Below are 21,808 nucleotides of genomic sequence, written 5' to 3' on the forward strand. Positions count from 1 at the left end.
GGCCAGCAGTCACTCGAGCATGACCAGGGTGGCCGACGAGATGCCCCCCACGGCGGCGTCCCTCGCGCCCGGGCGAAATCTGACCGCCGTCTTCGTCAATCCGGGGCTGCCTGGGGAACAATTCTGGAACATGGTCACGGCGACGATGCAGGCAGCAGCTCGAGACCTGAATGTCTCGCTGGAAGTCGTATATGCCGAGCGAAATCCCATCCTCATGAAACGATTGGCAAGCGCGGCCCTGGCGCGTGCAACACCCCCGGACTATCTCGTGCTGGTCAATGAGGAGCAGGCCGCTTCCGACCTCCTGCCTCTGGCAGATGGCGGCTCATCACATGTCGTGATGCTGTTGAACGGCTTGACCCCGGAGGAGCAGACAACTCACGGCGTCCCGGGCAGTGTCCACCCCTCCTGGATCGCCAGCGTCATTCCCGACAACCATGGTGCCGGGAGAAGGATGGCCAGCGAATTGATTGACGCGGCGCGTATCTATCCGCCCGGTGAAACGCGCCACGGGCTCGCCTTGATCGGCGATACCAGAACGCCAGCCTCCATCGCTCGCAATGCCGGGATGCTGAATGGCTTTGCTGAGCATGATGTCGTCAAGATGACGCGCATTCTCGAGGCACGCTGGAACCTTCCGGATGCTGAGCGGCTCACGCATCACTATCTCCAATGGGCCGAACGCTCGGGATTGCACAATACCCTCATCTGGGCGGCAAACGACGCCATGGCGGAAGGTGCCGTCCGAGCGGTTGAAGCCAGTGGCATGCAGCCGGGCAAGGATGTGCTGATCGCGGGTCTCAACTGGTCGCCCGAGGGCATCGCCATGGTGATGGACAAGCGCATGGTGATGTCAGATGGTGGGCATTTCATGGCGGGAGCCTGGGCGATGGTGATGTTGAGAGACCACGCTGATGACACCCACTGGGCCCCCAGAACCGTGCACTTCCCGATGAGCCCCATCCATCAGGGAAATGTCGATATCTACGGCCCGTTGCTGATCCAGCCGGACTGGGAAACGGTGGACTTCACGCGCTTCAGATTGCAGACAATGGAAGACGACTACGCGTTTGATCCGATGGCAGTGTTGGAGCAGATGAAAGACTCGCCTGCGCCACTCGAACGACAGGACTGATCGAGCAGATCATGGTGCGGCCCCGGGAGAGGAACACGTCAGATCACCCGTCGCCAGGCAGCCCTCTCCCCTTCAGCTCGCCAGCCGCGGGGATCGACTTGCTTCCTGACAGCCTGTCACACGCGATAATGGAGTCATCATGAGATTGACGCGACCTTCACTGGCTTCACGATGTTCGAGGATGTGCCGTGCCCTTGCCCTGTTGGCATTGATGTCCATCTCAACGATGACTCAGGCCGAGAGCTTGCGTCCCATCAAGCAGGTCGTGTTTCTGAATCCCGGATATTCCACGGAAACGTTCTGGGCCCAGGCGATCATCGCTGCCTCGACGACCGCTGAATCCCTAGGGATGCATCTGGAAGTCTTCAGTGCCAGACGCAACACCGACGAATTCATTCGAATGGGAAAGCAGGTATTGAACCGAGAGAGCCCTCCGGATCTATTGATCACCACCAACAACCATGGACTGGCGGTTCCATTGATCGAGATCAGCCATGCCGTGCGCGTGCCCATGATCATCATCGTCAATAGCCTGACCCCCCGCCAGGCCAGAGCGTTGGGCAAGCCACTTGGCCGATATCCCTACTGGCTGGGCAGCGTTTCGCCTGATCATCAACAAGGGGGGCACGACAGCATGGTGGCACTCATCAATCGCCATGACGTCTTGCATGGCAGGTCGGATGGTCGAGGCATCGCTCTTGTCGGAGGGCTGCATGACGAGGCGACACGACTCCGGGTGCGCGGTGTACAGGACGCGCTTCTCAGAGCCCCCCATCTGTCCCTGGATCGGATATTTCAGGCCAACTGGAGTTATGAGGATGCCTACCGAAAGGTCGAAAGCTACTTGAGACATCAAACAGACGCCCGCCCCCTTCGCATGATATGGGCGGCCAATGACCTGATGGGCATCGCGGCCATTGATGCCCTCAAGCGCAATGGGCTTCGCCCGGGCAAGGATGTCGTCGTGGCTGGCATGGGATGGACCCGTGCCGGAATCGATCACCTGCGCTCAGGAGAGATGGAGGTCAGTGCTGGCGGAGGCGCCCTGGCGACCGCCTGGTCACTGGTCCTGCTCGCCGCGGTACAACAAGGAAGCCTCCAGGCACGTGATATCGGCACTCGCTATTACACCATGGGGATCGCGCTGGCTGGGGACCCGGAGGCCTTTCTGGACAGGATTCCTCTGGAAGTCCTTGCCCTGCAACCGATGGATCATCTTATCAATGAGGTCGCGACACTTCCCCCTGATGCCTCTCCCTTCCTTCCGATGCCCGCTCATGCCACTTCATCGTCCAGCGTTGCAGCACCGAATGCACTGACGGCCGTCCATCAGGGAGCACGCCGCCATGCGCAATGACGAGACACAGGACAGGCCTCACGACACGACAGAGGCGCATGAGGGTCATGAGGGTCATGAGGGCCACGATGCCTCGCCCCTGCGCTGGCGGATATTGCGCGTGCTGGCGCCGCTCATCCTGTTGATCTGTGCAGTCAGCGGCGTCGTGGGTTATTCACTGTATTCAAGTGAAACCATCGAGCACATGCACGAAGATCATCAAGAGATGATGAACATCACGGTTCTGTCCCTGCCAAGTGCGATCTGGAACTTCGATGACGATGTCATTCACGCCTATCTGGAAACGCTGAGCAGTCACCCCAGCGTGCATGCAGTGCGCTACTACAACCATGAGGGCACTCTCGTCGAGGAGATCACCAAGGCGGGCGACGCCCTGGACCCGATGATACATTCCCAGGAGCTGGTCTATCGCAATTCTCTCGTGACGCAGGTCGTGGGGCGACTGGAGATGGAAAGCACCAATGCTCCCTTGCTTGCCAAGCAATACCAGGGAGGAGCGCTGCTGTTCGTCATCGCACTCTCGATCATCATCTGCGTTCTGCTGATCGTTTCCTGGCAATTGAAACGCTACGTGATGGTCCCTCTCAACCGGGCGATCGCCAGCATGCGTCAGCTGGAGAATCCGCAGACGGCATTTCGCAGGATCCCGCTCACGCGCTCAAGAGAGATCAACAAGGTCATTGCACAGCTGAATAGCCTGGGCGAGCGCATCTTCATCATGATGGAGGCGCTGCGTGACAACGAAGAGCGCTATCAGCATTTCTATCGCGACACCCCTGCACTGCTCCTGGTGATTGATGCTCACGGTACGGTGCTGGATGTCAGCCAGAGGATGCTCGAGGTAACGGGGTGGAAGCGAGAGCAACTGGTGGGATCGCCCTTCGATACCTTGATCATCGGCCAGAATGCTCATTGTATCGATCGCATCAGCTCGGCGCTTCGCAAGGGGGACGCGTGCGAGAACCAGGTGATGACCCTCAAATGCCTCTACGAAGAGGACCGGCAGGTACAGGTGGTCATCCCGTCGGCCACCAATGACAGCGAACGCGGCACCATGATGCTGTTGTCGGACGTTACCGAATTGAAGCGGACCCAGAAGCGATTGCTGGAGCATGAGCTGATCGACCCGCTGACACAGCTGCCGAATCGTCTGGCCCTGAACTCACACCTTCAGACACTCATCAATGGCGGGGCTCCCTTCGGACTGCTGCTGGTCAACATCGATCGTTTTCACAGCATCAATCACCACCTCGGCCCTGTCGACGGCGACATCCTGCTCAAGGAAGCAGGAGAACGTCTGAAGAGTTGCACTCCAGCCTGGATGGGTCGCTCCGGCGGAGATGAATTCGTCATGACCTGTGACACAAGCGAATTGCGCGCCCTGGCGCGTCGGATTGAACTGGCCTTCTCGACGCCGCTTCTCAAGGCGGGGGAGCCCATCAATCTCAGCCTGAGCAAGGCAGGGCTTGAAGTTCGCCAGGATGATGAGACGCCCAGTCGTCTGATGCGCCTGCTCGAGCGCACTGTCATGGATATCAAGCACAAGGGAGGCAACCAGTACCGACTCTGTGTACGCGACAGCGCTCTGGAGGACGGTGAGCCATTGTTCCTCAAGGAGCGTCTGATTCGCGAGGCCCTGACCAGAGGTTGGCTCTGCCTTTACCTGCAGCCCATCTTCCAGGCGCAAAGTCCTGATCTCGATGCTCCAACATTGCTGGGGGCGGAGGCACTGGTGCGTATCCATCACCCAGACCTTGGCTTGATTGCGCCCGATGAATTCATTGCGGCAGCGGAGAAGACGGGACAGATCATCGATATCGGAAACTGGGTACTGGAAGAAGCGGCCGTCATCTTGAGTGAATGGCAAAAGCAAGGTATCGAGACCCGTTACCTGTCCGTCAATGCCTCTGTCATGCAGTTCAGGGATCAGGGCCTGCTGCACAAGCTCGAATCATTGATCGAACGCCATCCGATACGTCCTCGGCAGCTGATCATCGAAGTGACCGAAAATCTGATGCTCGACAATGAGGACAGCCTGCGCTTTCAGCTGGAGGCGATTCGCAAGCTGGGCGTGAATCTGTCATTGGATGACTTCGGTACTGGCTTTTCATGCCTTTCCTATCTTCACAACCTGCCCTTCGGCACCTTGAAGATCGACCGCTCGTTCGTGATGAACGTACAGACAAGCCGGCGAGACAGGGAGCTTGCACGCATCATCGTCGACATGGGGCATTCGCTTGGCATGCAGGTCGTCGTGGAGGGAATCGAGGCACGGGGTCAGGCAGAGATCTTCAGGGCCATGGGAGTGCGCGCCTTCCAGGGGTATCACTTCGCGCGTCCGATGCCCCTGCAGGCCTTCAATGCCCGGTATTCTTCGTCAAGTGAAACCCGCATGTGTCTTCTTCGGGCGGCGACACCCGACGATCAGAACCGCGACCGCCAGATAGGCACGGGCCGTGACGAGGATTGACGGCAGCAACATGATGTCATCCAGGGCCAGACGCGCATATTGCAGCCTCTGGCCTTTTCTTTCGTTCTTGCCGTAGGCACACTCATGGCATCTTCTTCATAACCCTATCATCGAAAAGTATGATTATTTATTCTTTTAAAGAATAAAAGATAGGGAGTAAGGTGACCGCAGCATCAACAAGACTCGCATCAGTGGTCGCCCACCTGATGCCCGACCGCAGGACACCCCTGACATGTATCGGTATGACACTTACGACCAGACCCTGGTCGACGAGCGGGTAGCTCAGTTCAAGGACCAGATGGACCGCTATCTGGCCGGCCGCCTGGGTGAGGAAGAATTTCGTCCCCTGCGCCTGCAGAACGGTCTCTACATTCAGCGTCACGCACCGATGCTGCGTATCGCCATTCCCTACGGCATGCTGAGCGCTGCACAGCTGCGCTCACTGGCTGCCATCAGCCGTCGCTATGACCGTGCCTATGGTCACTTCACCACGCGTCAGAATCTGCAGCTCAACTGGCCGAAGCTTGAAGATGTCCCGGCGATCCTCGCCGAGCTGGCCCAGGTCGAGATGCATGCGATCCAGACCAGCGGCAACTGCATCCGCAATACCACTACGGATCAGTTCGCCGGTATCGCGCAAGACGAGACGGTGGATCCGCGTCCCTGGTGTGAGCTGATTCGTCAGTGGTCCACCCTGCACCCGGAGTTCGCCTATCTGCCGCGCAAGTTCAAGATTGCCGTCACTGGCGCCAGCGCGGACCGTGCCGCGATCCAGGTCCACGATATCGGCCTGCGCCTGACACGTGGCGAGGATGGTCGCGTCAAGGCGACCGTGCTGGCAGGTGGCGGCCTCGGTCGTACCCCGATGGTCGGCGATGTCGTGCGGGAAGATCTCGATTGGCAGCACCTGCTGACCTATCTTGACGCCATCGTCCGCGTCTACAACCAGTGGGGCCGTCGTGACAACAAGTACAAGGCGCGCATCAAGATCCTGGTCAAGGCATTGGGCATCGAGGAGTTCCGCCGCCGTGTCGAGGAAGAATGGGCACACCTGAAGGATGGCCCCGAGACACTGACAGATTCGGCGGTTGCCAAGGCGACCGAGTACTTCCCGGAACCGGCGCGTCGTGCCGTCGGCGAGGACGCGATTGCGGCCTACGAGACACTGCGCAGCGAGAACCGAGCCTTTGCCCGTTTCGTGACCAACAATGTCGTCGGCCACAAGGTCCCGGGTTACAAGGCCGTGACCTTGTCACTCAAGCGCCGTGAACTCGCGCCGGGCGATGTCACCGCTGATCAGATGGACGCCGTGGCCGACCTCGCGGAAGAGTACGGTTTCGGTGAACTGCGTGTGACGCACGAGCAGAACCTGGTGCTGTCAGATGTGCCGGTCGATCAGCTCGAGAATCTCTGGAAGGCGCTGGACGCGCTGGGCATGGCCAATCCGACCGTTGGCACCCTGGCCGACATGATCTGCTGCCCTGGCGGTGACTTCTGCTCACTGGCCAATGCCAAGTCGATCCCGATCGCCCAGGCACTGCAGGATCGCTTTGAAGACCTCGATTTCCTGTATGACCTCGGCCCGCTGGATCTGAACATCTCCGGTTGCATGAACGCCTGCGGCCACCACCACGTCGGCAACATCGGCATTCTCGGTGTCGACAAGAAAGGACAGGAGTTCTATCAGGTCTCGCTTGGCGGCCGCAGTGATGACAACGCGACCATCGGCAAGATTCTCGGTCCGTCGTTCAATGCCGAGGACATGCCGAACGTCATCGGCAAGGTGTTGCAGGTATATGTCGAGCAGCGACTGGAAGATGAGGTCTTCGTCGATACTTACCACCGCATCGGCATGAAGCCGTTCAAGGAGCGGGTCTATGCCTGAGGTGACAGCGGAAATGACGTCAGCACGTGAATTGACTGATCAGCGTCAAGGCGGAGTCATCCGTCAGAACCAGCTGGTCCCCGAGGACGCCTGGCAGGTCGTGCGCCTTGATGAAGACGGTAACCTGCCAAGCTACCAGCAACCTGCCCTGCTGCCTCTGGCACACTGGCAGGCGCTGGTGGACGCAGGTGAAGGGTCTGACCAGCTTGGCCCCTGGCTTGCCAGCGATACCGAGCTGACACCGGAGCTGGGAGAAGCACTTGCCACTGCACCGCTGCTGGCAGTCGATTTCCCCAACTTCAATGATGGGCGTGGCTATACCCTCGCCCGCCTGATGCGAGAGCGGTATGGCTTCCAGGGCGAAATTCGTGCCATTGGCGATGTGCTGGTCGACCAGCTGCATTACATGAGCCGCTGTGGCATCGACGCCTTCCAGCTGCGCTCGGACCAGTATGTGGAAGATGCCTTGTACGCGCTGTCCATCTTCAGCGTGAGTTACCAGACAGGTATCGATCAGACGAGTCCGCTGTTCTCTCGTCGCTGGTAACCCTTACGACTAGCCAATGAAAGGCCCCGTGAGCTGGATGTCACCAGTTCACGGGGCCTTTTCGTTTCTGGTCACCTCTTTCGTTGCAGACCTTGTCGTGGTATCGGCCTATATCATGGTATCGATGCCTATCGACAGGTCACGCCGCCATCACCGTGGCCAGCAATGCCATGCCCCCGACCAACAGAGCAGCCATCACCAGTCCTACCACCAGAAAGTCCAGCGCATGACCATGCTCGAAGTCACGTTTGCGGTTGGCTTCCTTCTGAACGCCGATGAATGCAGCAAGCACGGATTTGACTTCGTTGATCATGAGCACCTCCCAGAATGACGCATATCAATATGGTGGTGGAACAACGCTGCAAGGCGTGGCGGCAACCCCTGCGGAGAACTACGATGAGGTGATGCTGCCTTTCGCGTCACATGCGGACCTGAATTCACTATTGGCCAGAATCTGCTCGAATACCAGTGAATCATGACACGGACGGGACACAAGACAGCAGCTTCCAGTGCATTATCCAGCCGCTGAAGGAGCTATCCTCATGGAACTTTCCGTCGTGCCATCTCTGCCTTTCAAACCCTTGACGGCCCATCCGCTGTCCTGGATGAACCGTCCTGATGATCTCGTGCACCCTCTCGCCCCCTGGATGCGATGCCAGCAGGTCTTCTGGTCGCTGGGGTTGCAGGCCTATCAGCAGGAACTGGCCTTCATTCAGCTCTGTCAACTCAAGGGGCTTGAGATGACTCAGGCGCTATTGGCAGGTGACTGGCAGGAGGCTCGGACCTCGCCTGAATTGCTTGGAAAACTCGCCGGGGATGTCACCGAGCATGCGCTGACTCGCATGAAGCGACTGCAGACATTGAATGAAGAATTGCAGGATGCCATCTGGGAAGAGATCTGACTCGCATGACAGGAGTCTCCCCCGGTCTCCACGCAATGTGCCGGGGGAGAGATCACGCCAGAAATGCACAGCGAAAGGGAGCCTCTGGCGATGGCAAGGAGACTGGCGCCGTGAGGATGGAATGTGACGATTCAGGCAAGGACCATGGATGACATCAATCCGTCCGTGTCTGGAACTCACTGAGATCGCACAGCCAAGCATGTGCCGTTTCACGATCCAGCCCGAATTCCGCGATCAGGCTCTCCAGACGCGCATTGAATTCAGCCTCACGCGCTTCAGCCGGGTCCGTTGCCTGGGGGCTGCTTTCTGACGTGGCGGGGGGAGTCGAGGGACGATCCAGCGCATTCAACTCTTCAGCCAATGCCTTTTCAAGTTCATCAAACAAGGCACGCTGCTTGCGGGCGCTTGCGATGACCTTTTCATCATGTCGGTTCATGCATGGTTTCCACTATTGATCTTGTCGACAACAAGAAGAGAGGCTGAAACATTCAAGACAGCAAAATATCACACTATGCCCAAGGCTTCTGCAATGTCATATCGGCAACATGGGGGAGTAACGGAACCAGTAGGCAACCCCTTGGGAAGAAAGCCGTCAGGGAAGTGATATCTTCTTGAAAGCCATGAAGAAAGCGCCTGTCATCATGCCCATTTCCCACCATGCTAGCAAGCACGCAAGGGCCGCAGACCCGCCGCCTTGAGACGGCAATACCCAGGCAATCTCACCATGTTGGGCATGGCGTTGACCAGACGCGCGGTGCGTGATCGACAAGCAACGAACGCTTTGTCGTTGTGGTGTATCCTCAGTGTACGAAAAATACACGGATGATGTATCTGATGATCAAGGATAATGATCTTTCCTCAGACAACACACCACCAGGGCGGTCTTTCCTTGACGCCACGCGAGAATTCGCCGGCCTTTCGATTCGGCACTGGTTGGGTCTGGTAGCGCTCTCAGGCGTGGTGCTAGGCCTGGTGTTGATCATTCTCGAAAGAGACAGCCGCGAGATGGAAGCGCTGCATGCGGCCTCCACGCGTGACCTCATCACGAGCGAGAGGCGTCTGCAGGCAAGCCTGCTGGTCGAGCAGACGCTCGGCGTGATTGCCTCACGGCATCGAGATTACGAACATCGTCTGCAGCGACTGATGATGACGACGATGCGAGCCCCCTTCCTGGGAATCACCCACCTTACCGGTCGAGATCGGTCCTATATCAGTACCGAGCTCCTGCGTCAGTTCCCTGATCTTCGCATCAACCCGGATTGGATCGATATCGTTCAATTGCCGAGCAATCTCTATCCGGAATGGTGGTCCACCGAACTCAATCTGCGTCTGCACACGAGCAATGACAGTCCTCACTTCCTGCGTGGCACGGACGCAGGCCTGATCTTCGCCATCCCGAGCCAGCAGGGCCTGGGCAAGGATGGTGAGGTTAGACGCCCTCGCAACACCGCCTCGACCATCTGGACCCTGATTCATATCGACCCGCAGATGGTGGCATTCCTGGTCGCCAACGAGCTTCGTCAATCCCTGCATGCCAGCCTGGACAAGGGAGAGAGTCGCTATGTCTGGATCAATGAAATTCTGGATCCGACGGGCGGCCCCGGCTACGCCCGTCGCCTGATTCACCCGCTCTTGCCCGGCACCGAAGGCACGCTGCTCTCCACCGAGCATCGGGACAGCAGTGGACGCCAGCCTTACAAGACCGAACTCGAGGGTGTCCTGCAGGGAAGTGGCATCTTCTTCGATTACCGCTTCCCCCGCTCCCGTGGGGGGCCTGAAGAAGACAAGACGACCTATGCCGCGCTGTATCCGCCCTTCCAATGGATCGTGGCCAGTGGGGTCTACATGGGCGATATCAACAATGCGGCCCTGACAGCCCACGCGGACATCATGCAGGAGAAAAGCCGTCTGGAGCGCTGGCATCTCCTGCTGACCCTCGGTGCCTGCCTGCTGCTGTTCCTGGCCATCGGTCATGCCCTCTTCCGGCAATCCCGCACACGTCAGCGTCAGATGCGCCAACGCATGGGGCGTCTGGAAAACGAGCTTGAGCAGCGCGGTGAGGACAGGCTGATCAATACCCTGCAGATGATTCGCAACGAACGCTGCCCCCAGCGTGAAGGCAATGACCTCATCGTCGCCGAATACGTGACGGCCATCGCCAGAGAGCTGGGGCTTGAAGAGGCGCAGATCAGCGCACTGGAGCGCACGGCCATGCTCCATGACATGGGCCGACTGACACTTCCCGACACACTGCTCAAGCCGATGGCGCAGCTTCAGTTCGATCAACAACAGTTGTTGCGTCAACAGGCGGATATCGGCAGCCGAGTGTTGAGAGAAGCGCTCAATGCGCCTCTGGAGGCCAACCTGCTGAGTGAAAGCCAGCACTACATGCCTTACCGCCAGACGGACTCGGAGGCGGCCTTGCTTTCGCGGCCTGCCAGTCCCGCGATCCTGGCGCTGGTCGTCCAGGTCCTGGAGCTGGTGAGATACTCGGGCCTGACTCAGGCGGAGGCCATCAGTGAAATCGAGCATTGCGCCTACCAACCCTTTGCGCCGGACATCCTTCAGGCGGCACGCAGGGTGCTGACCCGCAAGCCGATCCCCAGGGCCGAGCCATGCAGCGCGATTCCCGGCCCGCGTCAGATCGAGCGCCATGCGGATCAATGGCGTGACCAGACGACCGGTTGCTTCAACCGTGCCTTGCTGGAGACCTTGCTGGCAGGCTTGCTGCATGAAGGGCATGTCACTGTGCAGGGGATAACGCTTCACCATCTCCAGCTCGTCGGGACGCAGTCCCCTCTCACTACGGACCGGCAATTCGGTCCCCATCTGAATGCCTGTTTGTACCCGCTCAAGGTGTTCCATCTGGCCCCTGGCCACTTCGTGGTCCTGGAAGACGAGTCCGAGGAAGCCTCGAACGTTCCCGTGCTGACTCCAGCCACTCAGCAGCAATTGAGGAATGTACTCAGGACCTTCGAGACAGACGCGGAACTCATCACCCGACAGAGACTTCTGTCCGGTGATGAGTCACTCAAGGACTGGCGACATCACATCGATCAGCTGATCGCTGATCGCTGATGACTGATGATTGATGGCAAGGTCTGAGGGGAGTCGACCGATCCCAGCGGCCTGCCCGAAGTCTCGCCATACCCCATCCCCACCTCCCACGGCGACCTGGCCTGCCGGCAACGACCAAAGTTGCATTCGTTGAGGCTTGTTCAAATGTCTGACATTTATTAAGGTTCATTCAGACATTTACCGTAGCTTGCCCTGCGCACTACGTCAGCCACGAGGCCTCGCGTGACCATCTCTCGCCCAGACCCACTCTCTGAGACTTCCAGCGATACAGCGCCGGATCAGGATTCCTCTCGCCAGAAAGATTCACTGTCGCCGGCCATGACGGGCTCCAGACAGCCCGTAGCCAGCATGGAAGCCATCGCTGCCTGCCTGGCGCGTGAAATTCTGGCCGGCAAGTTCGAGCCAGACGACAACTTCCCGCGTGAAATGGACCTCTGCAAGCGCTTCGATGCCAGCCGTAACCGGCTGCGCAATGCACTGGCCCAGCTGGTGGGGGCCGGTTTGCTGGAGCGCACTGCCGGCCGTGGCACCCTGGTGCGGCCGATGAGCGAATGGCAACTGCTGGATCCACTGATGAGCGACTGGATCAGCGGACTGGAAGGCATCAACCCTGCCCTGATGCGTGAGATCTACGCCTTCCGCCTGTCCGTCGAGCCCTATGTCAGCGCCCTGGCGGCGACCAAGGCCAACGCCCAGGACCTCGCAAGGCTGGAGCGCGCCTTCGAGGGAATGGTCGCGACCGCCAATGACGAGCAGCAGGCAGCTCACAGCGAATTTGACGTGGCGTTCCACGAGGCCATCTACCGCGCCACCCACAACCTGGTGTGGGCCCAGCTGGGTAGCTTGCTGCGCCCTTCCATCAGCCAGTTGATCGAGTCCTCTCAGCAGGCGGCACAACAGCACGACCAGGCCCATCACCGTGCCAGTCTCGAGCGACATCGCGCCGTGATGGAAGCCATCCGCCTGCGTCAACCGGACATGGCGCGTACCTGTGCCGAGCGCGTGCTGGAAACGGCTGCGCGCGATCTCGGATTCGGCCTTGATCACCCGCGCCTCGAGACGCCGCGCTTCTGACCCACGACTTTTCCTTCTTCAATGCTTTCCAAGCTCGACACGAGCGTCATCCCAAGGAATCTCGACATGAAAATCACTCGACTCAAGACCTGGCAAGTTCCGCCACGCTGGTTGTTCCTCAAGATCGAGACCGATGAGGGCTGCTATGGCTGGGGGGAACCGGTCATCGAAGGGCGTGCCGCCACGGTGGAAGCCGCGGTCCACGAGCTGTCGGATTATCTGGTCGGCCAGGACCCGCGCAACATCGAGCACCTGTGGAACGTCATGTACCGCGCAGGGTTCTATCGCGGCGGCCCTATCCTGATGTCCGCGATCGCCGGCATCGACCAGGCCCTGTGGGACCTGAAGGGCCGTGATCTGGGAGTGCCCGTGCATCAGCTGCTCGGCGGCCCGGTGCGCGACAAGATGCGGATGTACGCCTGGACCGGCGGCGATCGCCCATCAGATGTCGGCGCAGGTGCCAAAGCGCTGGTCGACCAGGGCTTTACGGCCTTCAAGATGAACGGCACGCCGGAGATGCAGATCGTCGATTCCCACAAGAAGATCGATGACGCCGTGGCGCGTGTCGCCGAAGCACGTGATGCGGTCGGCCCCGACGTGGGGATCGGCATCGACTTCCATGGCCGCGTGCACCGCCCGATGGCCAAGGCGCTGCTGCGGGAACTGGAGCAGTTCCACCCGATGTTCATCGAGGAGCCGGTGGCACCTGAGCACCTGCCCGCGCTCAAGCATATCGCCGAGGGCATCGCGACGCCCATCGCCACCGGCGAGCGCCTGCACACCCGCTTCCAGTTCCGTGACCTGCTGGCGGACGGCATGGTCGACATCATCCAGCCGGATCTTTCCCACTGCGGCGGCATCAGTGAAGGCTTCAAGATCGCGACGCTGGCCTCGGCCTACGACGTGGCCCTGGCACCGCACTGCCCGCTGGGCCCGCTGACGCTGGCGGCTTCCCTGCAGCTGGATGCGGTGTGTCACAACGCCTTCATCCAGGAACAGAGCATGGGCATCCACTACAACAAGGACAACGACGTCCTGGATTACCTGGTCGACAAGGACGCGCTGGCGATCAAGGACGGATTCTGCGCCATTCCCCAGGGCCCGGGGCTCGGGGTCGAGATCGACGAAGCCTTCGTCGAGGAACGTGCCAAGGTCGGGCATCGCTGGCGCAATCCGGTCTGGACCCACGAAGACGGCTCCGTCGCTGAGTGGTAATGCCGAGCAAGCCGCAACGTACACACTGACAACACAGACGCCATGCCAGGACAGGCTCTCAGCCGAAGGTCTGTCACGCTGCAGAAGGGACTCATCATGACCCGTACCGCATCACCCCATACTGAACTCCCCGCCTTCGCGGACTTTCGCTACCCGGACCTCGCAGGTGCCAGCGTCTTCATCACCGGCGGAGGCTCGGGTATCGGTGCCGCATTGACCGAAGGCTTCCTGGCGCAAGGTGCCAAGGTCGCCTTCGTCGGGTTGTCCGATGCCAGCGAATTCTGTGACGCCATGGAGGCCCGATACGCCAATCGCCCCCTGTTCATCCGCTGCGACATCCAGGATATCGAGGCATTGCAGGCGGCTGTTGCACAGGCGCGCGAGGCCCATGGCCCGATAGGCGTTCTGGTCAACAATGCGGCCCGCGACACTCGCCATACGCTGGAGGAATGGACGGTGAAGCAGTGGGATGAATCCATCGCCACCAACCTGCGTCCCCAGTTCTTCACCGCTCAGGCGGTCGCGGCTGACATGCGGGCACTGGGAGGCGGCGCCATCATCAACCTGTCTTCCAACAGCTACATGCTGGGGCTGGGGGGCTATCCCACCTACGTTACCGCCAAGGCCGGCATCATGGGGCTTACCAAGGCGCTGGCGCGTGAGCTTGGGCCAGACGCCATTCGCGTCAACTGTCTGATTCCGGGCTGGGTAATGACGGAGCGTCAGCGCGAGCTGTGGGTCAATGACAAGGACTTGAACGAGTGCATCGACCAGCAGTGCCTCAAGGAAGCGATTCCGGTCGAGGACATGATCAATCCTTGTCTGTTCCTGGCCTCCACCGCCTCACGCATGATGACCGGCCAACCGATGGTCGTGGATGGAGGTCGAGTGTGAGCGCCGTCCATGCCCTCCCCGCCTGGATCGCCGTGGATTGGGGCTCCAGCAATCTGCGTGCCTGGGCGCTGGATGATCAGGATCGGATCATCGCCCAGGCAAGCAGTGCCCGCGGCATGCTGGGTCTGGCGAGCGATGAATTCGAGGATGTCCTGCGGGTGGTGATCAATGACTGGCTGCCCGAGGACTCTACCTCAAGCATGCCGGTGTTGATCTGCGGCATGGCGGGCGCACGCCAGGGCTGGGTGGAAGCGGCCTACCTTCCGGTCCCGGGTGAGCAAGCGCCTGCCATCGATGTCCTGTCTGGCCTGGCAGAGCAGCTGACCCATGTGGCAACGCGCGACAGACGCATCGCCGTCACCATCGTGCCGGGGCTATGTCAGCACCAGCCGGCCTTTGATGTCATGCGCGGTGAGGAGACACAGCTGGCGGGTCTGGTCGCCACTCAGCCGGGCTATAGCGGGGCCGTCTGCCTGCCCGGCACCCACGCGAAGTGGGCACAGCTCGAGAACGGTTCGATCACGGGCTTCACCACCTTCATGAGCGGTGAACTCTACAAGCTGCTCAGTCAGGATTCGGTCCTCAAGCACTCCGTGGCGGGAGGGGATCTTGCCGATGAGCCACAGCGTCAGGCATTTCTGGCAGGCATCGATGCGGCCATGGCGGAACCGGCGCGCATGACGGCGGCGTTGTTCGGCATCCGTGCGCGGGATTTGCTCGATGAACGCCTCGATGATGAGGCCTCGCGCGCAGCCTTGCTGGGTGCGCGGCTTTCCGGTCTGGTGCTGGGCCTTGAGCTGGCCGGTGCCACATGCCTGCAGCCGCAAGGGTCGCTGATCACCTTGATCGGTGATGACATCTTATGCCAGCGCTATCGGATTGCACTCGAGCATCTGGGCTATCGCGTCAGCCTGGCCGCCAATGCCGACATGATTCTGGCCGGGCTCGGGCGCATTCATCACGCCTGTCAGGCACGCCTCGTCACTGACTGACACCCCCATCTTCCCCTGGAGAATTCCATGAGCCTTCCCCTGGTTGCCATTCTGCGCGGCGTCACGCCGCAGGAAATCATCGCGATTGCCGACGAGATCATCGCGGCGGGCATCACCCGCATCGAGGTCCCGCTCAATTCGCCCCAGCCGCTGGTCAGCATCGCGGCGCTGGTCAAGCACTGTGCGACGGCCCATGACGGCCAGATCCTCATCGGTGCCGGCACCGTCCTGACGCCGGAGCAGGTGCGGGACGTGCATGGCGTCGGTGGTCGGCTGATCGTGTCGCCCAATGCCGATGTCGAGGTCATTCGCGAAAGTCGCCGACTCGAGATGGTGTCCATGCCAGGCATCGTCACGCCGACGGAGGCCTTCGCGGCCCTCGCCGCCGGCGCCTCAGGCCTCAAGCTCTTCCCGGCGACCCAGGTCGGTATCGTCAACATGAAAGCGATGCTGGCCGTGCTGCCCACAGGCACCGAGCTGTATGCCGTCGGGGGCATCGGCAGTGACAACTTCGCGCAATGGCGTGCGGCAGGTATCCATGGTGCAGGTCTGGGAACGGCCATCTACACGCCGGGTCTGACGGCTTTTGACGTCGGTGAACGAGCACGCAAGCTGGTCTCCGCCTGGACCGCCGCCGACTGAGCCCCGGTGGCTCTCCCACAGGATTCACGAGGAGTAACGGATGACACGATCGACCTGTCTGGGCACGGCTCAGCGCCTCGTGGCCAGCCACTGCGAGCTGGGAGAAGGCCCCGGCTGGACACCCGCGACAACCACCCTGCCTGCGCGGGTGCGCTGGCTGAACATCCTCGCCGGCGAGCTGCATCACGGGGCCGCGGATGGCAGTGATCACGTCATCACTCAGCTTGCGCGCCGCACCTCCTATGCGGCGCTCACCCTTGAAGGCGACTACCTGCTGGTCGGTGAAGGCATGCTGTCACGCTGGAACCCCGAGACAGGCGCCGTGGAGGATGTCATGCCCTTCGAGGCGGACGCCATGCCCGCGACACGCAGCAATGATGCTCGAGTGGATACCCACGGCAGTCTTTGGCTCTCGAGCATGGGCTGCAACGCCGAGACCGGGGCTGGCAGCCTCTACCGCCTGCATCGCGGCAAGCTTGGCAAGCTCATGGATGGGCTGACCATTCCCAATGCGCTGTGTTTCTCGCCGGATGGCCGCTTCGCCTATTTCACCGACACCGGTACCGGTCAGGTGATGCGCTGGCCGCTGGACGCCGATGGCTGGCCACTCAAATCAGCAGGTGAAGGGTCAGCAAGTGAAGGGGCGGCAGGTGAATACGACGCCCCCGAAGTCTGGGCCGACCTGCGCGATTGTGGCGGTGGCCCGGATGGCGCCGTGATCGACGCCGACGGCCATATGTGGATTGCGCTCTGGGGGGCCGGCCGCGTGGCAAGGCTGGATCATGACGGCAAGGAAATCGCCCATGTGGCCCTGCCGGTCAGCCAGCCCTCGTGCCCGCTGTTCGGTGGTGAGGGGCTGAGCACGCTGTATATCACCACAGCGCATGAGGGCATGGCCACGCCGGATCATGCGGCGGGTGATGGTGATCTCTTCGCGCTGGACCTGTCAGCACACGGCTTCAAGGGACTGGCAGAACCGCCGCTGGTGCTGAGCTGACACTGCCATTCCGTCTCTGATTCTTCTTTATTTCTGGACCTCTCATGATGACCGCAGACGCCCCATCCACCCGACCTTCGGCAGCGCCCGACGCGACCTGGTCCCCCCAACAGCAATGGCTGAGCCTGAGCGCCGACGGCATCCAGCTGCAGCTGGATCTCGCCGATGGCCTGCTCAGGCTGGCCCACCTGGGGCGCATCGCCCCGGTCACGCCAGCCCAGCACCGCCTGATGAGCGCTGCTGCCACGCCCCAGGCAAGCCTCGATCAGCTGCCGCCCAATACCTTGTTCAATGATGCCGGGCTTGGCTTTGCGGGCTATCCGGCCTTGATCGGTGACCGTGATGGGCGTGACTGGCTCACCGACATGCGACTGAGTGAGGTGGCGTGCTCGACCGATTCACTGGGCGCGCATGCCCAGCTGACACTGGCGGATGCCACGAGCGAGCTGGAAGTTCTGCTGTCACTCACGCTCACCATCGAGGGGGTGCTGCGTCAGTCCACCACCCTGTGCAATCCTGGTACGGCCGACTATCGTCTCGAGTGGCTGGCGGCATGCTGCCTGCCACTGCCGAACCGATTCGAACAGTGCCTGAGCTTCGGTGGCCGTTGGGTCCAGGAGTTCACCGAGACACGCCACGCCCTGAGTGAAGGCACCTTCACGCTCGAGAATCGCCGCGGGCGCAGCTCTCACCAGCGCGTGCCCTCCCTCATCGTGGGTACCGAGGGCTTCAGCGAGCAGTCCGGGGAGGTCATCAGCGCGCACCTGGCCTGGAGCGGCAACCATCGACTGCTGGTGGAGCGCCAGTTCGATGGCAGCACGCAACTGCAGCTGGGCGCACTACTGTTGCCCGGTGAGCAGGTACTGGCCGCCGGGGACAGCGTCACCACGCCGGAAGTCGTCATGGCGTGGTCGGACACGGGCATCAATGGCGCCAGTCAGCGCATGCATCGTACCTTGCGTGCACGACTTGACTGGCCGACGCCGAACAAGCCTCGCCCGGTCCACGTCAACACCTGGGAGGCCCTCTATTTCGATCACGACGCCGAGCGGCTGGAGGAGCTGGTCACCGCTGCCGGCGACGTCGGCGCGGAACGCTTCGTGCTCGACGATGGCTGGTTCGTGGGCCGCGATGGTGAGCGAGCAGCGCTGGGCGATTGGTACCTGGATCAGGGCAAATACCCCGAGGGGCTGGGGCCCTTGATCGCGTCCGTCCATGCCCAGGGCATGGAATTCGGTCTGTGGGTGGAACCCGAGATGGTCAATCCGGACAGCGCGCTCTTTCGCACGCATCCCGACTGGATACTGGCGCTGGAAGGCCGTGAGCAGCCACTGGGGCGGTATCAATGCGTGCTGGATCTCACACGCCCTGACGTCACTGACTATCTGTTTGCGCGACTGGATGCCCTGCTCAGCGACTACCCTATCCGCTATCTCAAGTGGGACATGAATCGCGACCTCACCCACGCCGCGACCCAGTCCGGCGAGCGACGCGGCATGCCTGCAGCGCATGCTCAGGTACAAGCGCTCTATGCGCTGCTCGCACGTCTGCGCCAGGCGCACCCTGAGGTGGAAATCGAGAGCTGCGCCTCGGGGGGCGCCCGTACCGACCACGGCATTCTGCGCCACACCCATCGCGTCTGGACCTCGGACTGCAACGACCCGCATGAGCGAACGCACATCCAGCGCGGTGCCAGTCGCTTCCTGCCGCCGGAGCTGCTCGGGGCTCATATTGGGCCGGAGCATGCACATACCACGTCGCGGCGTACCTCCCTTGCCTTCCGTGCCTCCACGGCCCTGTTCGGTCACCTGGGCCTTGAACTGGACGTCAGCCAGCTCGCGCCATGCGAGCGTGGGGAGCTGCGCGTCTGGATCGAGCGCTACAAGGCATTGCGCGGGCTGTTGCATGGCGGCGTGAGCTGGCGTCTGGACTGTCTGGATGACGGCCAGCATGCACATGGCGTGGTCAGCCAGGACGGTGAAGAGGCGCTTTACTGCATCAGCCAGCTGGCCATGCCACGCCACGCCGTACCTGCGCCACAGCCGCTGGCAGGGCTCATCGCCGGGCAGCATTATCGACTCGAGCTGCTGGAACTGCCGGAACATCCCGAACGCCGCATGAAGCAGCTGCCGGCCTGGGTGCAGGCCCAGCTCTCGGGGGAGCCCGTCGTCGCCAGTGGCGAGATGCTGATGCGTGCCGGGCTTGCCCTGCCGGTGCTTGACCCGGAACAGGCGATCCTGATCCACCTGACGGCGGCACATGACGTTGACTGAGCCGGTGCTCCGGCTATCACTTCCCCGATTCAAGGATGACCTGTATGCAACTCGGCGTCTGTTATTACCCGGAACACTGGCCGCGTGAGCGCTGGGCACAGGATGCCCGTGACATGTTCGATGCCGGCATTCGCGTGGTGCGCATAGGCGAGTTCGCCTGGAGTCGGCTGGAGCCGCGCTTCGGAGAGCTGCGTTTCGAGTGGCTCGACGAGGCCGTTGAGGTGCTTGCCCGCGCCGGTCTCAAGATCGTGATGGGAACCCCGACGGCCACGCCCCCGAAATGGCTGGTGGATGCCCATCCCGAGATACTGGCCGTCGATGAGCATGGCCAGGTGCGGGGGTATGGCTCACGTCGCCATTACTGCTTCTCCTCGCCCGTCTATCGCACTCAGAGCGAGCGTATCGTGCGTCTGATGGGGGAGCGCTACGCCACTCATCCGGCGATCATGGCGTGGCAGACCGACAACGAATACGGCTGTCACGACACCATCCTCAGCTACTCTCGGGCGGCGCGCGCAGGCTTCCCTGAGTGGCTGGAACAACGCTACGGCAGTGTCGAAGCGCTCAATGAGGCATGGGGCGCGGTGTTCTGGAGCCTGGAAGTGACCGCCTTCTCGCAGGTCGAGGCGCCGGTCGGCACCGTCACCGAGCCACATCCGGCGATCGTGCTGGATTATCGTCGCTTCTGCTCCGACATGGTGGTCGAGTACAACCGGCTTCAGGTCCAGACGCTGCGAGACAGCGGCGTGAACGTCGATATCGTGCACAACTTCATGGGCCTATTCACAGAGTTTGACCACTTTGACGTCGCCCAAGACCTGGACATCGCCAGCTGGGATAGCTACCCGTTGGGCTTTCTGGAGCGTGGTGCCCATCCCGAGGCCACCAAGGCGTTCTATCGCCAACAGGGCCACCCTGATTTCGCCGGTTTCCACCACGACCTCTATCGCGCCATGTGCAAGGGCCGCTGGTGGGTCATGGAGCAACAGCCGGGGCCGGTCAACTGGGCCATCAGCAATGCCGCCCCACTGCCCGGCATGGTTCGCCTCTGGAGCCATGAGGCCTTTGCCCACGGCGCGGAAGTCGTCTCCTATTTCCGTTGGCGTCAGGCCCCCTTCGCGCAGGAACAGATGCATGCGGGTCTGTTGCGTCCGGATGGTTCACCGGCCTCGGCCTGGCCGGAGCTGTTGCAGGTCCGCGATGAACTGGCTCGCTTGAGCGCAGAAGGCCTCAGTGGGCGCGAGATCGAGACCGAACAGTCCCCCGTGGCCTTGATGTTCGACTATGCCTCGATCTGGGCCTGCCAGATTCAACCGCATGCCGAGGACTTCGATGCGCTGGAACTGCATCTGAGCTGGTACAGCGCCCTCCGCCGGCTGGGTCTGGACATCGACATCGTCTCCCCTCGTGATGATGTCAGTGGCTATCCTCTCGTCGTGCTGCCCTGTCAGGTGATTGCCGACGATGCGCTTGCGGCACGCCTGAGCGCTGCACGTGACAGCGGCAGCCGTATCGTGATCGGCGCACGCTCCGGCTCACGCACGCCAGACTTCCAGATACCCGACCAACTGGCACCGGGCGCCCTCGGCGAGCTGGCCGGCGTCACGGTCGATCGGGTCGATGGTCTGCGCCCCGGTGCCTGCCCCGGGGTCACCACGGCCAATGGTCATCATGGCCACGCGTTGCGCTGGCGAGACCTGCTCGACAGCACGCGAACCACGGCAAGGGTCGTGACCCGTTTCGATGATGGAGAAGCGGCTCTCACGGAGCGCGCAGGGGTCAGCTATCTGACCGCCTGGCTTGAAGAAGACACCCTCATGGCCGTGCTGGTCGAGGAATGTCGCAAGGCAGCCATCCTTACCACCGCCCTGCCGGAGGGTGTGCGCCTGCGCTGCAGAGGCAATCTGGTGTTTGCCTTCAATTATGCGCCTGAACCACGCTGGCTACCCGAAGGCCTGGTGCCGGAAGATGGCTGGATCTGCGGAGGCCAACAGCTCGCTCCCGCTGGCGTCAGTATCTGGCGCATGGCATGACGAGATGTCCAAGGCGATGACGGCAACGGAGCGCTTCAGTGGCCTTGCCATCATCCAGACAAGCGTCACGTACGTATGACTCCATGACCCCTGTCGGCCTCGCGACCGGCGGATGGTTCGATCGTTTCTGGCGGTGCCTCCGGGTACCGCCTTTTTCTTAAGGCGACAGTTGCCAACAAGAGTTTTGGTCAAGAGCTTGCCGCTGGCGGTGTTGAGAACACAGCCCCTTCCCGTGGCAGATCTTCTGCTGACACGACGGTCTCTACAGTCCTGGAAACTCGTGGAATTGGCAGGATTTTTCATTCAAACGTAAG

Annotated in this window: 17 protein-coding genes; 15 read left to right on the plus strand and 2 right to left on the minus strand. The window is 61.3% G+C overall.

Annotated elements, in window-relative coordinates:
• Nucleotides 1–19: 19 nt before the first annotated feature.
• The 5 genes from OW493_RS05865 (at nt 20) to OW493_RS05885 (ending at nt 7,394) form a co-directional block, all read left to right on the plus strand.
• Complete coding sequence (locus tag OW493_RS05865; protein ID WP_289863569.1) at nt 20–1,135, plus strand: ABC transporter substrate-binding protein; 1,116 nt, start codon at nt 20–22, stop codon at nt 1,133–1,135.
• A 244-nt stretch (nt 1,136–1,379) separates the two neighbouring features.
• Complete coding sequence (locus OW493_RS05870; protein ID WP_289863570.1) at nt 1,380–2,492, plus strand: ABC transporter substrate-binding protein; 1,113 nt, start codon at nt 1,380–1,382, stop codon at nt 2,490–2,492.
• Nucleotides 2,482–4,962 carry a GGDEF domain-containing phosphodiesterase gene (locus tag OW493_RS05875; protein WP_289863571.1) on the plus strand — a complete coding sequence of 827 codons (2,481 nt, stop codon included), beginning with the start codon at nt 2,482–2,484 and terminating at the stop codon, nt 4,960–4,962. The genes OW493_RS05870 and OW493_RS05875 overlap by 11 nt, the downstream gene beginning before the upstream one ends.
• 232 nt (nt 4,963–5,194) lie before the next feature.
• Nucleotides 5,195–6,847 carry a nitrite/sulfite reductase gene (locus OW493_RS05880; protein WP_289863572.1) on the plus strand — a complete coding sequence of 551 codons (1,653 nt, stop codon included), beginning with the start codon at nt 5,195–5,197 and terminating at the stop codon, nt 6,845–6,847.
• The gene (locus tag OW493_RS05885) at nt 6,840–7,394 is read left to right on the plus strand and encodes a DUF934 domain-containing protein (RefSeq protein ID WP_084208669.1); all 555 of its coding nucleotides are present in this window, start codon (nt 6,840–6,842) and stop codon (nt 7,392–7,394) included. The genes OW493_RS05880 and OW493_RS05885 overlap by 8 nt, the downstream gene beginning before the upstream one ends.
• Nucleotides 7,395–7,533: 139 nt before the next feature.
• On the opposite strand, the gene OW493_RS05890 is transcribed toward OW493_RS05885, so the two are convergent.
• The gene (locus OW493_RS05890) at nt 7,534–7,707 is read right to left on the minus strand and encodes a DUF2970 domain-containing protein (RefSeq protein WP_077376348.1); all 174 of its coding nucleotides are present in this window, start codon (nt 7,705–7,707) and stop codon (nt 7,534–7,536) included.
• A 229-nt stretch (nt 7,708–7,936) separates the two neighbouring features.
• On the opposite strand from OW493_RS05890, the gene OW493_RS05895 reads away from it, so the two are divergent.
• Nucleotides 7,937–8,296: a hypothetical protein gene (locus OW493_RS05895; RefSeq protein ID WP_176493923.1), complete on the plus strand. Its 360-nt coding sequence runs from the start codon at nt 7,937–7,939 to the stop codon at nt 8,294–8,296.
• 154 nt (nt 8,297–8,450) lie between these two features.
• Here the strand turns inward: OW493_RS05895 and OW493_RS05900 are convergent, their stop codons facing one another.
• Nucleotides 8,451–8,732: a hypothetical protein gene (locus OW493_RS05900; protein ID WP_084208667.1), complete on the minus strand. Its 282-nt coding sequence runs from the start codon at nt 8,730–8,732 to the stop codon at nt 8,451–8,453.
• A 398-nt stretch (nt 8,733–9,130) separates the two neighbouring features.
• Here OW493_RS05900 and OW493_RS05905 point away from each other — a divergent pair, with 398 nt between their 5' ends.
• The 9 genes from OW493_RS05905 (at nt 9,131) to OW493_RS05945 (ending at nt 21,494) form a co-directional block, all read left to right on the plus strand.
• Entirely contained in the window at nt 9,131–11,374 is a 2,244-nt protein-coding gene (locus OW493_RS05905) for a cache domain-containing protein (protein WP_289863573.1), read from the plus strand.
• Nucleotides 11,375–11,722: 348 nt separating this feature from the next.
• A complete protein-coding gene (locus OW493_RS05910) occupies nt 11,723–12,448 on the plus strand; it encodes an FCD domain-containing protein (protein WP_167593009.1) in 726 nt (241 codons plus the stop codon).
• A 66-nt stretch (nt 12,449–12,514) separates the two neighbouring features.
• A complete protein-coding gene (dgoD, locus tag OW493_RS05915) occupies nt 12,515–13,663 on the plus strand; it encodes a galactonate dehydratase (protein WP_136937796.1) in 1,149 nt (382 codons plus the stop codon).
• 96 nt (nt 13,664–13,759) lie between these two features.
• Complete coding sequence (locus OW493_RS05920) at nt 13,760–14,557, plus strand: SDR family oxidoreductase (RefSeq protein WP_289863574.1); 798 nt, start codon at nt 13,760–13,762, stop codon at nt 14,555–14,557.
• The gene (locus OW493_RS05925; protein ID WP_289863575.1) at nt 14,554–15,549 is read left to right on the plus strand and encodes a 2-dehydro-3-deoxygalactonokinase; all 996 of its coding nucleotides are present in this window, start codon (nt 14,554–14,556) and stop codon (nt 15,547–15,549) included. The genes OW493_RS05920 and OW493_RS05925 overlap by 4 nt, the downstream gene beginning before the upstream one ends.
• A 27-nt stretch (nt 15,550–15,576) precedes the next feature.
• Entirely contained in the window at nt 15,577–16,191 is a 615-nt protein-coding gene (locus OW493_RS05930) for a 2-dehydro-3-deoxy-6-phosphogalactonate aldolase (RefSeq protein ID WP_136937793.1), read from the plus strand.
• A 40-nt stretch (nt 16,192–16,231) separates the two neighbouring features.
• Complete coding sequence (locus OW493_RS05935; protein WP_289863576.1) at nt 16,232–17,188, plus strand: SMP-30/gluconolactonase/LRE family protein; 957 nt, start codon at nt 16,232–16,234, stop codon at nt 17,186–17,188.
• A 44-nt stretch (nt 17,189–17,232) separates the two neighbouring features.
• Nucleotides 17,233–19,461, plus strand: a complete 2,229-nt coding sequence (locus OW493_RS05940; RefSeq protein ID WP_289863577.1) for an alpha-galactosidase — start codon at nt 17,233–17,235, stop codon at nt 19,459–19,461.
• Nucleotides 19,462–19,505: 44 nt separating this feature from the next.
• Nucleotides 19,506–21,494 carry a beta-galactosidase gene (locus OW493_RS05945; RefSeq protein WP_289863578.1) on the plus strand — a complete coding sequence of 663 codons (1,989 nt, stop codon included), beginning with the start codon at nt 19,506–19,508 and terminating at the stop codon, nt 21,492–21,494.
• The last annotated feature ends 314 nt before the right edge of the window (nt 21,495–21,808 follow it).

The sequence above is a fragment of the Cobetia sp. 14N.309.X.WAT.E.A4 genome (assembly GCF_030397495.1).
In the GTDB taxonomy this organism is placed as follows: domain Bacteria; phylum Pseudomonadota; class Gammaproteobacteria; order Pseudomonadales; family Halomonadaceae; genus Cobetia; species Cobetia marina.

What these genes read in the sequence shown, in the direction of transcription:
- OW493_RS05865 (WP_289863569.1), top strand. Translation starts at nt 20, where the DNA reads ATGACCAGGGTGGCCGACGAGATGCCCCCCACGGCGGCGTCCCTCGCG.
- OW493_RS05875 (WP_289863571.1), top strand. Translation starts at nt 2,482, where the DNA reads ATGCGCAATGACGAGACACAGGACAGGCCTCACGACACGACAGAGGCG.
- OW493_RS05880 (WP_289863572.1), top strand. Translation starts at nt 5,195, where the DNA reads ATGTATCGGTATGACACTTACGACCAGACCCTGGTCGACGAGCGGGTA.
- OW493_RS05885 (WP_084208669.1), top strand. Translation starts at nt 6,840, where the DNA reads ATGCCTGAGGTGACAGCGGAAATGACGTCAGCACGTGAATTGACTGAT.
- OW493_RS05890 (WP_077376348.1), bottom strand. Translation starts at nt 7,707, where the DNA reads ATGATCAACGAAGTCAAATCCGTGCTTGCTGCATTCATCGGCGTTCAG.
- OW493_RS05895 (WP_176493923.1), top strand. Translation starts at nt 7,937, where the DNA reads ATGGAACTTTCCGTCGTGCCATCTCTGCCTTTCAAACCCTTGACGGCC.
- OW493_RS05900 (WP_084208667.1), bottom strand. Translation starts at nt 8,732, where the DNA reads ATGAACCGACATGATGAAAAGGTCATCGCAAGCGCCCGCAAGCAGCGT.
- OW493_RS05905 (WP_289863573.1), top strand. Translation starts at nt 9,131, where the DNA reads ATGATCAAGGATAATGATCTTTCCTCAGACAACACACCACCAGGGCGG.
- OW493_RS05910 (WP_167593009.1), top strand. Translation starts at nt 11,723, where the DNA reads ATGGAAGCCATCGCTGCCTGCCTGGCGCGTGAAATTCTGGCCGGCAAG.
- dgoD (WP_136937796.1), top strand. Translation starts at nt 12,515, where the DNA reads ATGAAAATCACTCGACTCAAGACCTGGCAAGTTCCGCCACGCTGGTTG.
- OW493_RS05920 (WP_289863574.1), top strand. Translation starts at nt 13,760, where the DNA reads ATGACCCGTACCGCATCACCCCATACTGAACTCCCCGCCTTCGCGGAC.
- OW493_RS05930 (WP_136937793.1), top strand. Translation starts at nt 15,577, where the DNA reads ATGAGCCTTCCCCTGGTTGCCATTCTGCGCGGCGTCACGCCGCAGGAA.
- OW493_RS05935 (WP_289863576.1), top strand. Translation starts at nt 16,232, where the DNA reads ATGACACGATCGACCTGTCTGGGCACGGCTCAGCGCCTCGTGGCCAGC.
- OW493_RS05940 (WP_289863577.1), top strand. Translation starts at nt 17,233, where the DNA reads ATGATGACCGCAGACGCCCCATCCACCCGACCTTCGGCAGCGCCCGAC.
- OW493_RS05945 (WP_289863578.1), top strand. Translation starts at nt 19,506, where the DNA reads ATGCAACTCGGCGTCTGTTATTACCCGGAACACTGGCCGCGTGAGCGC.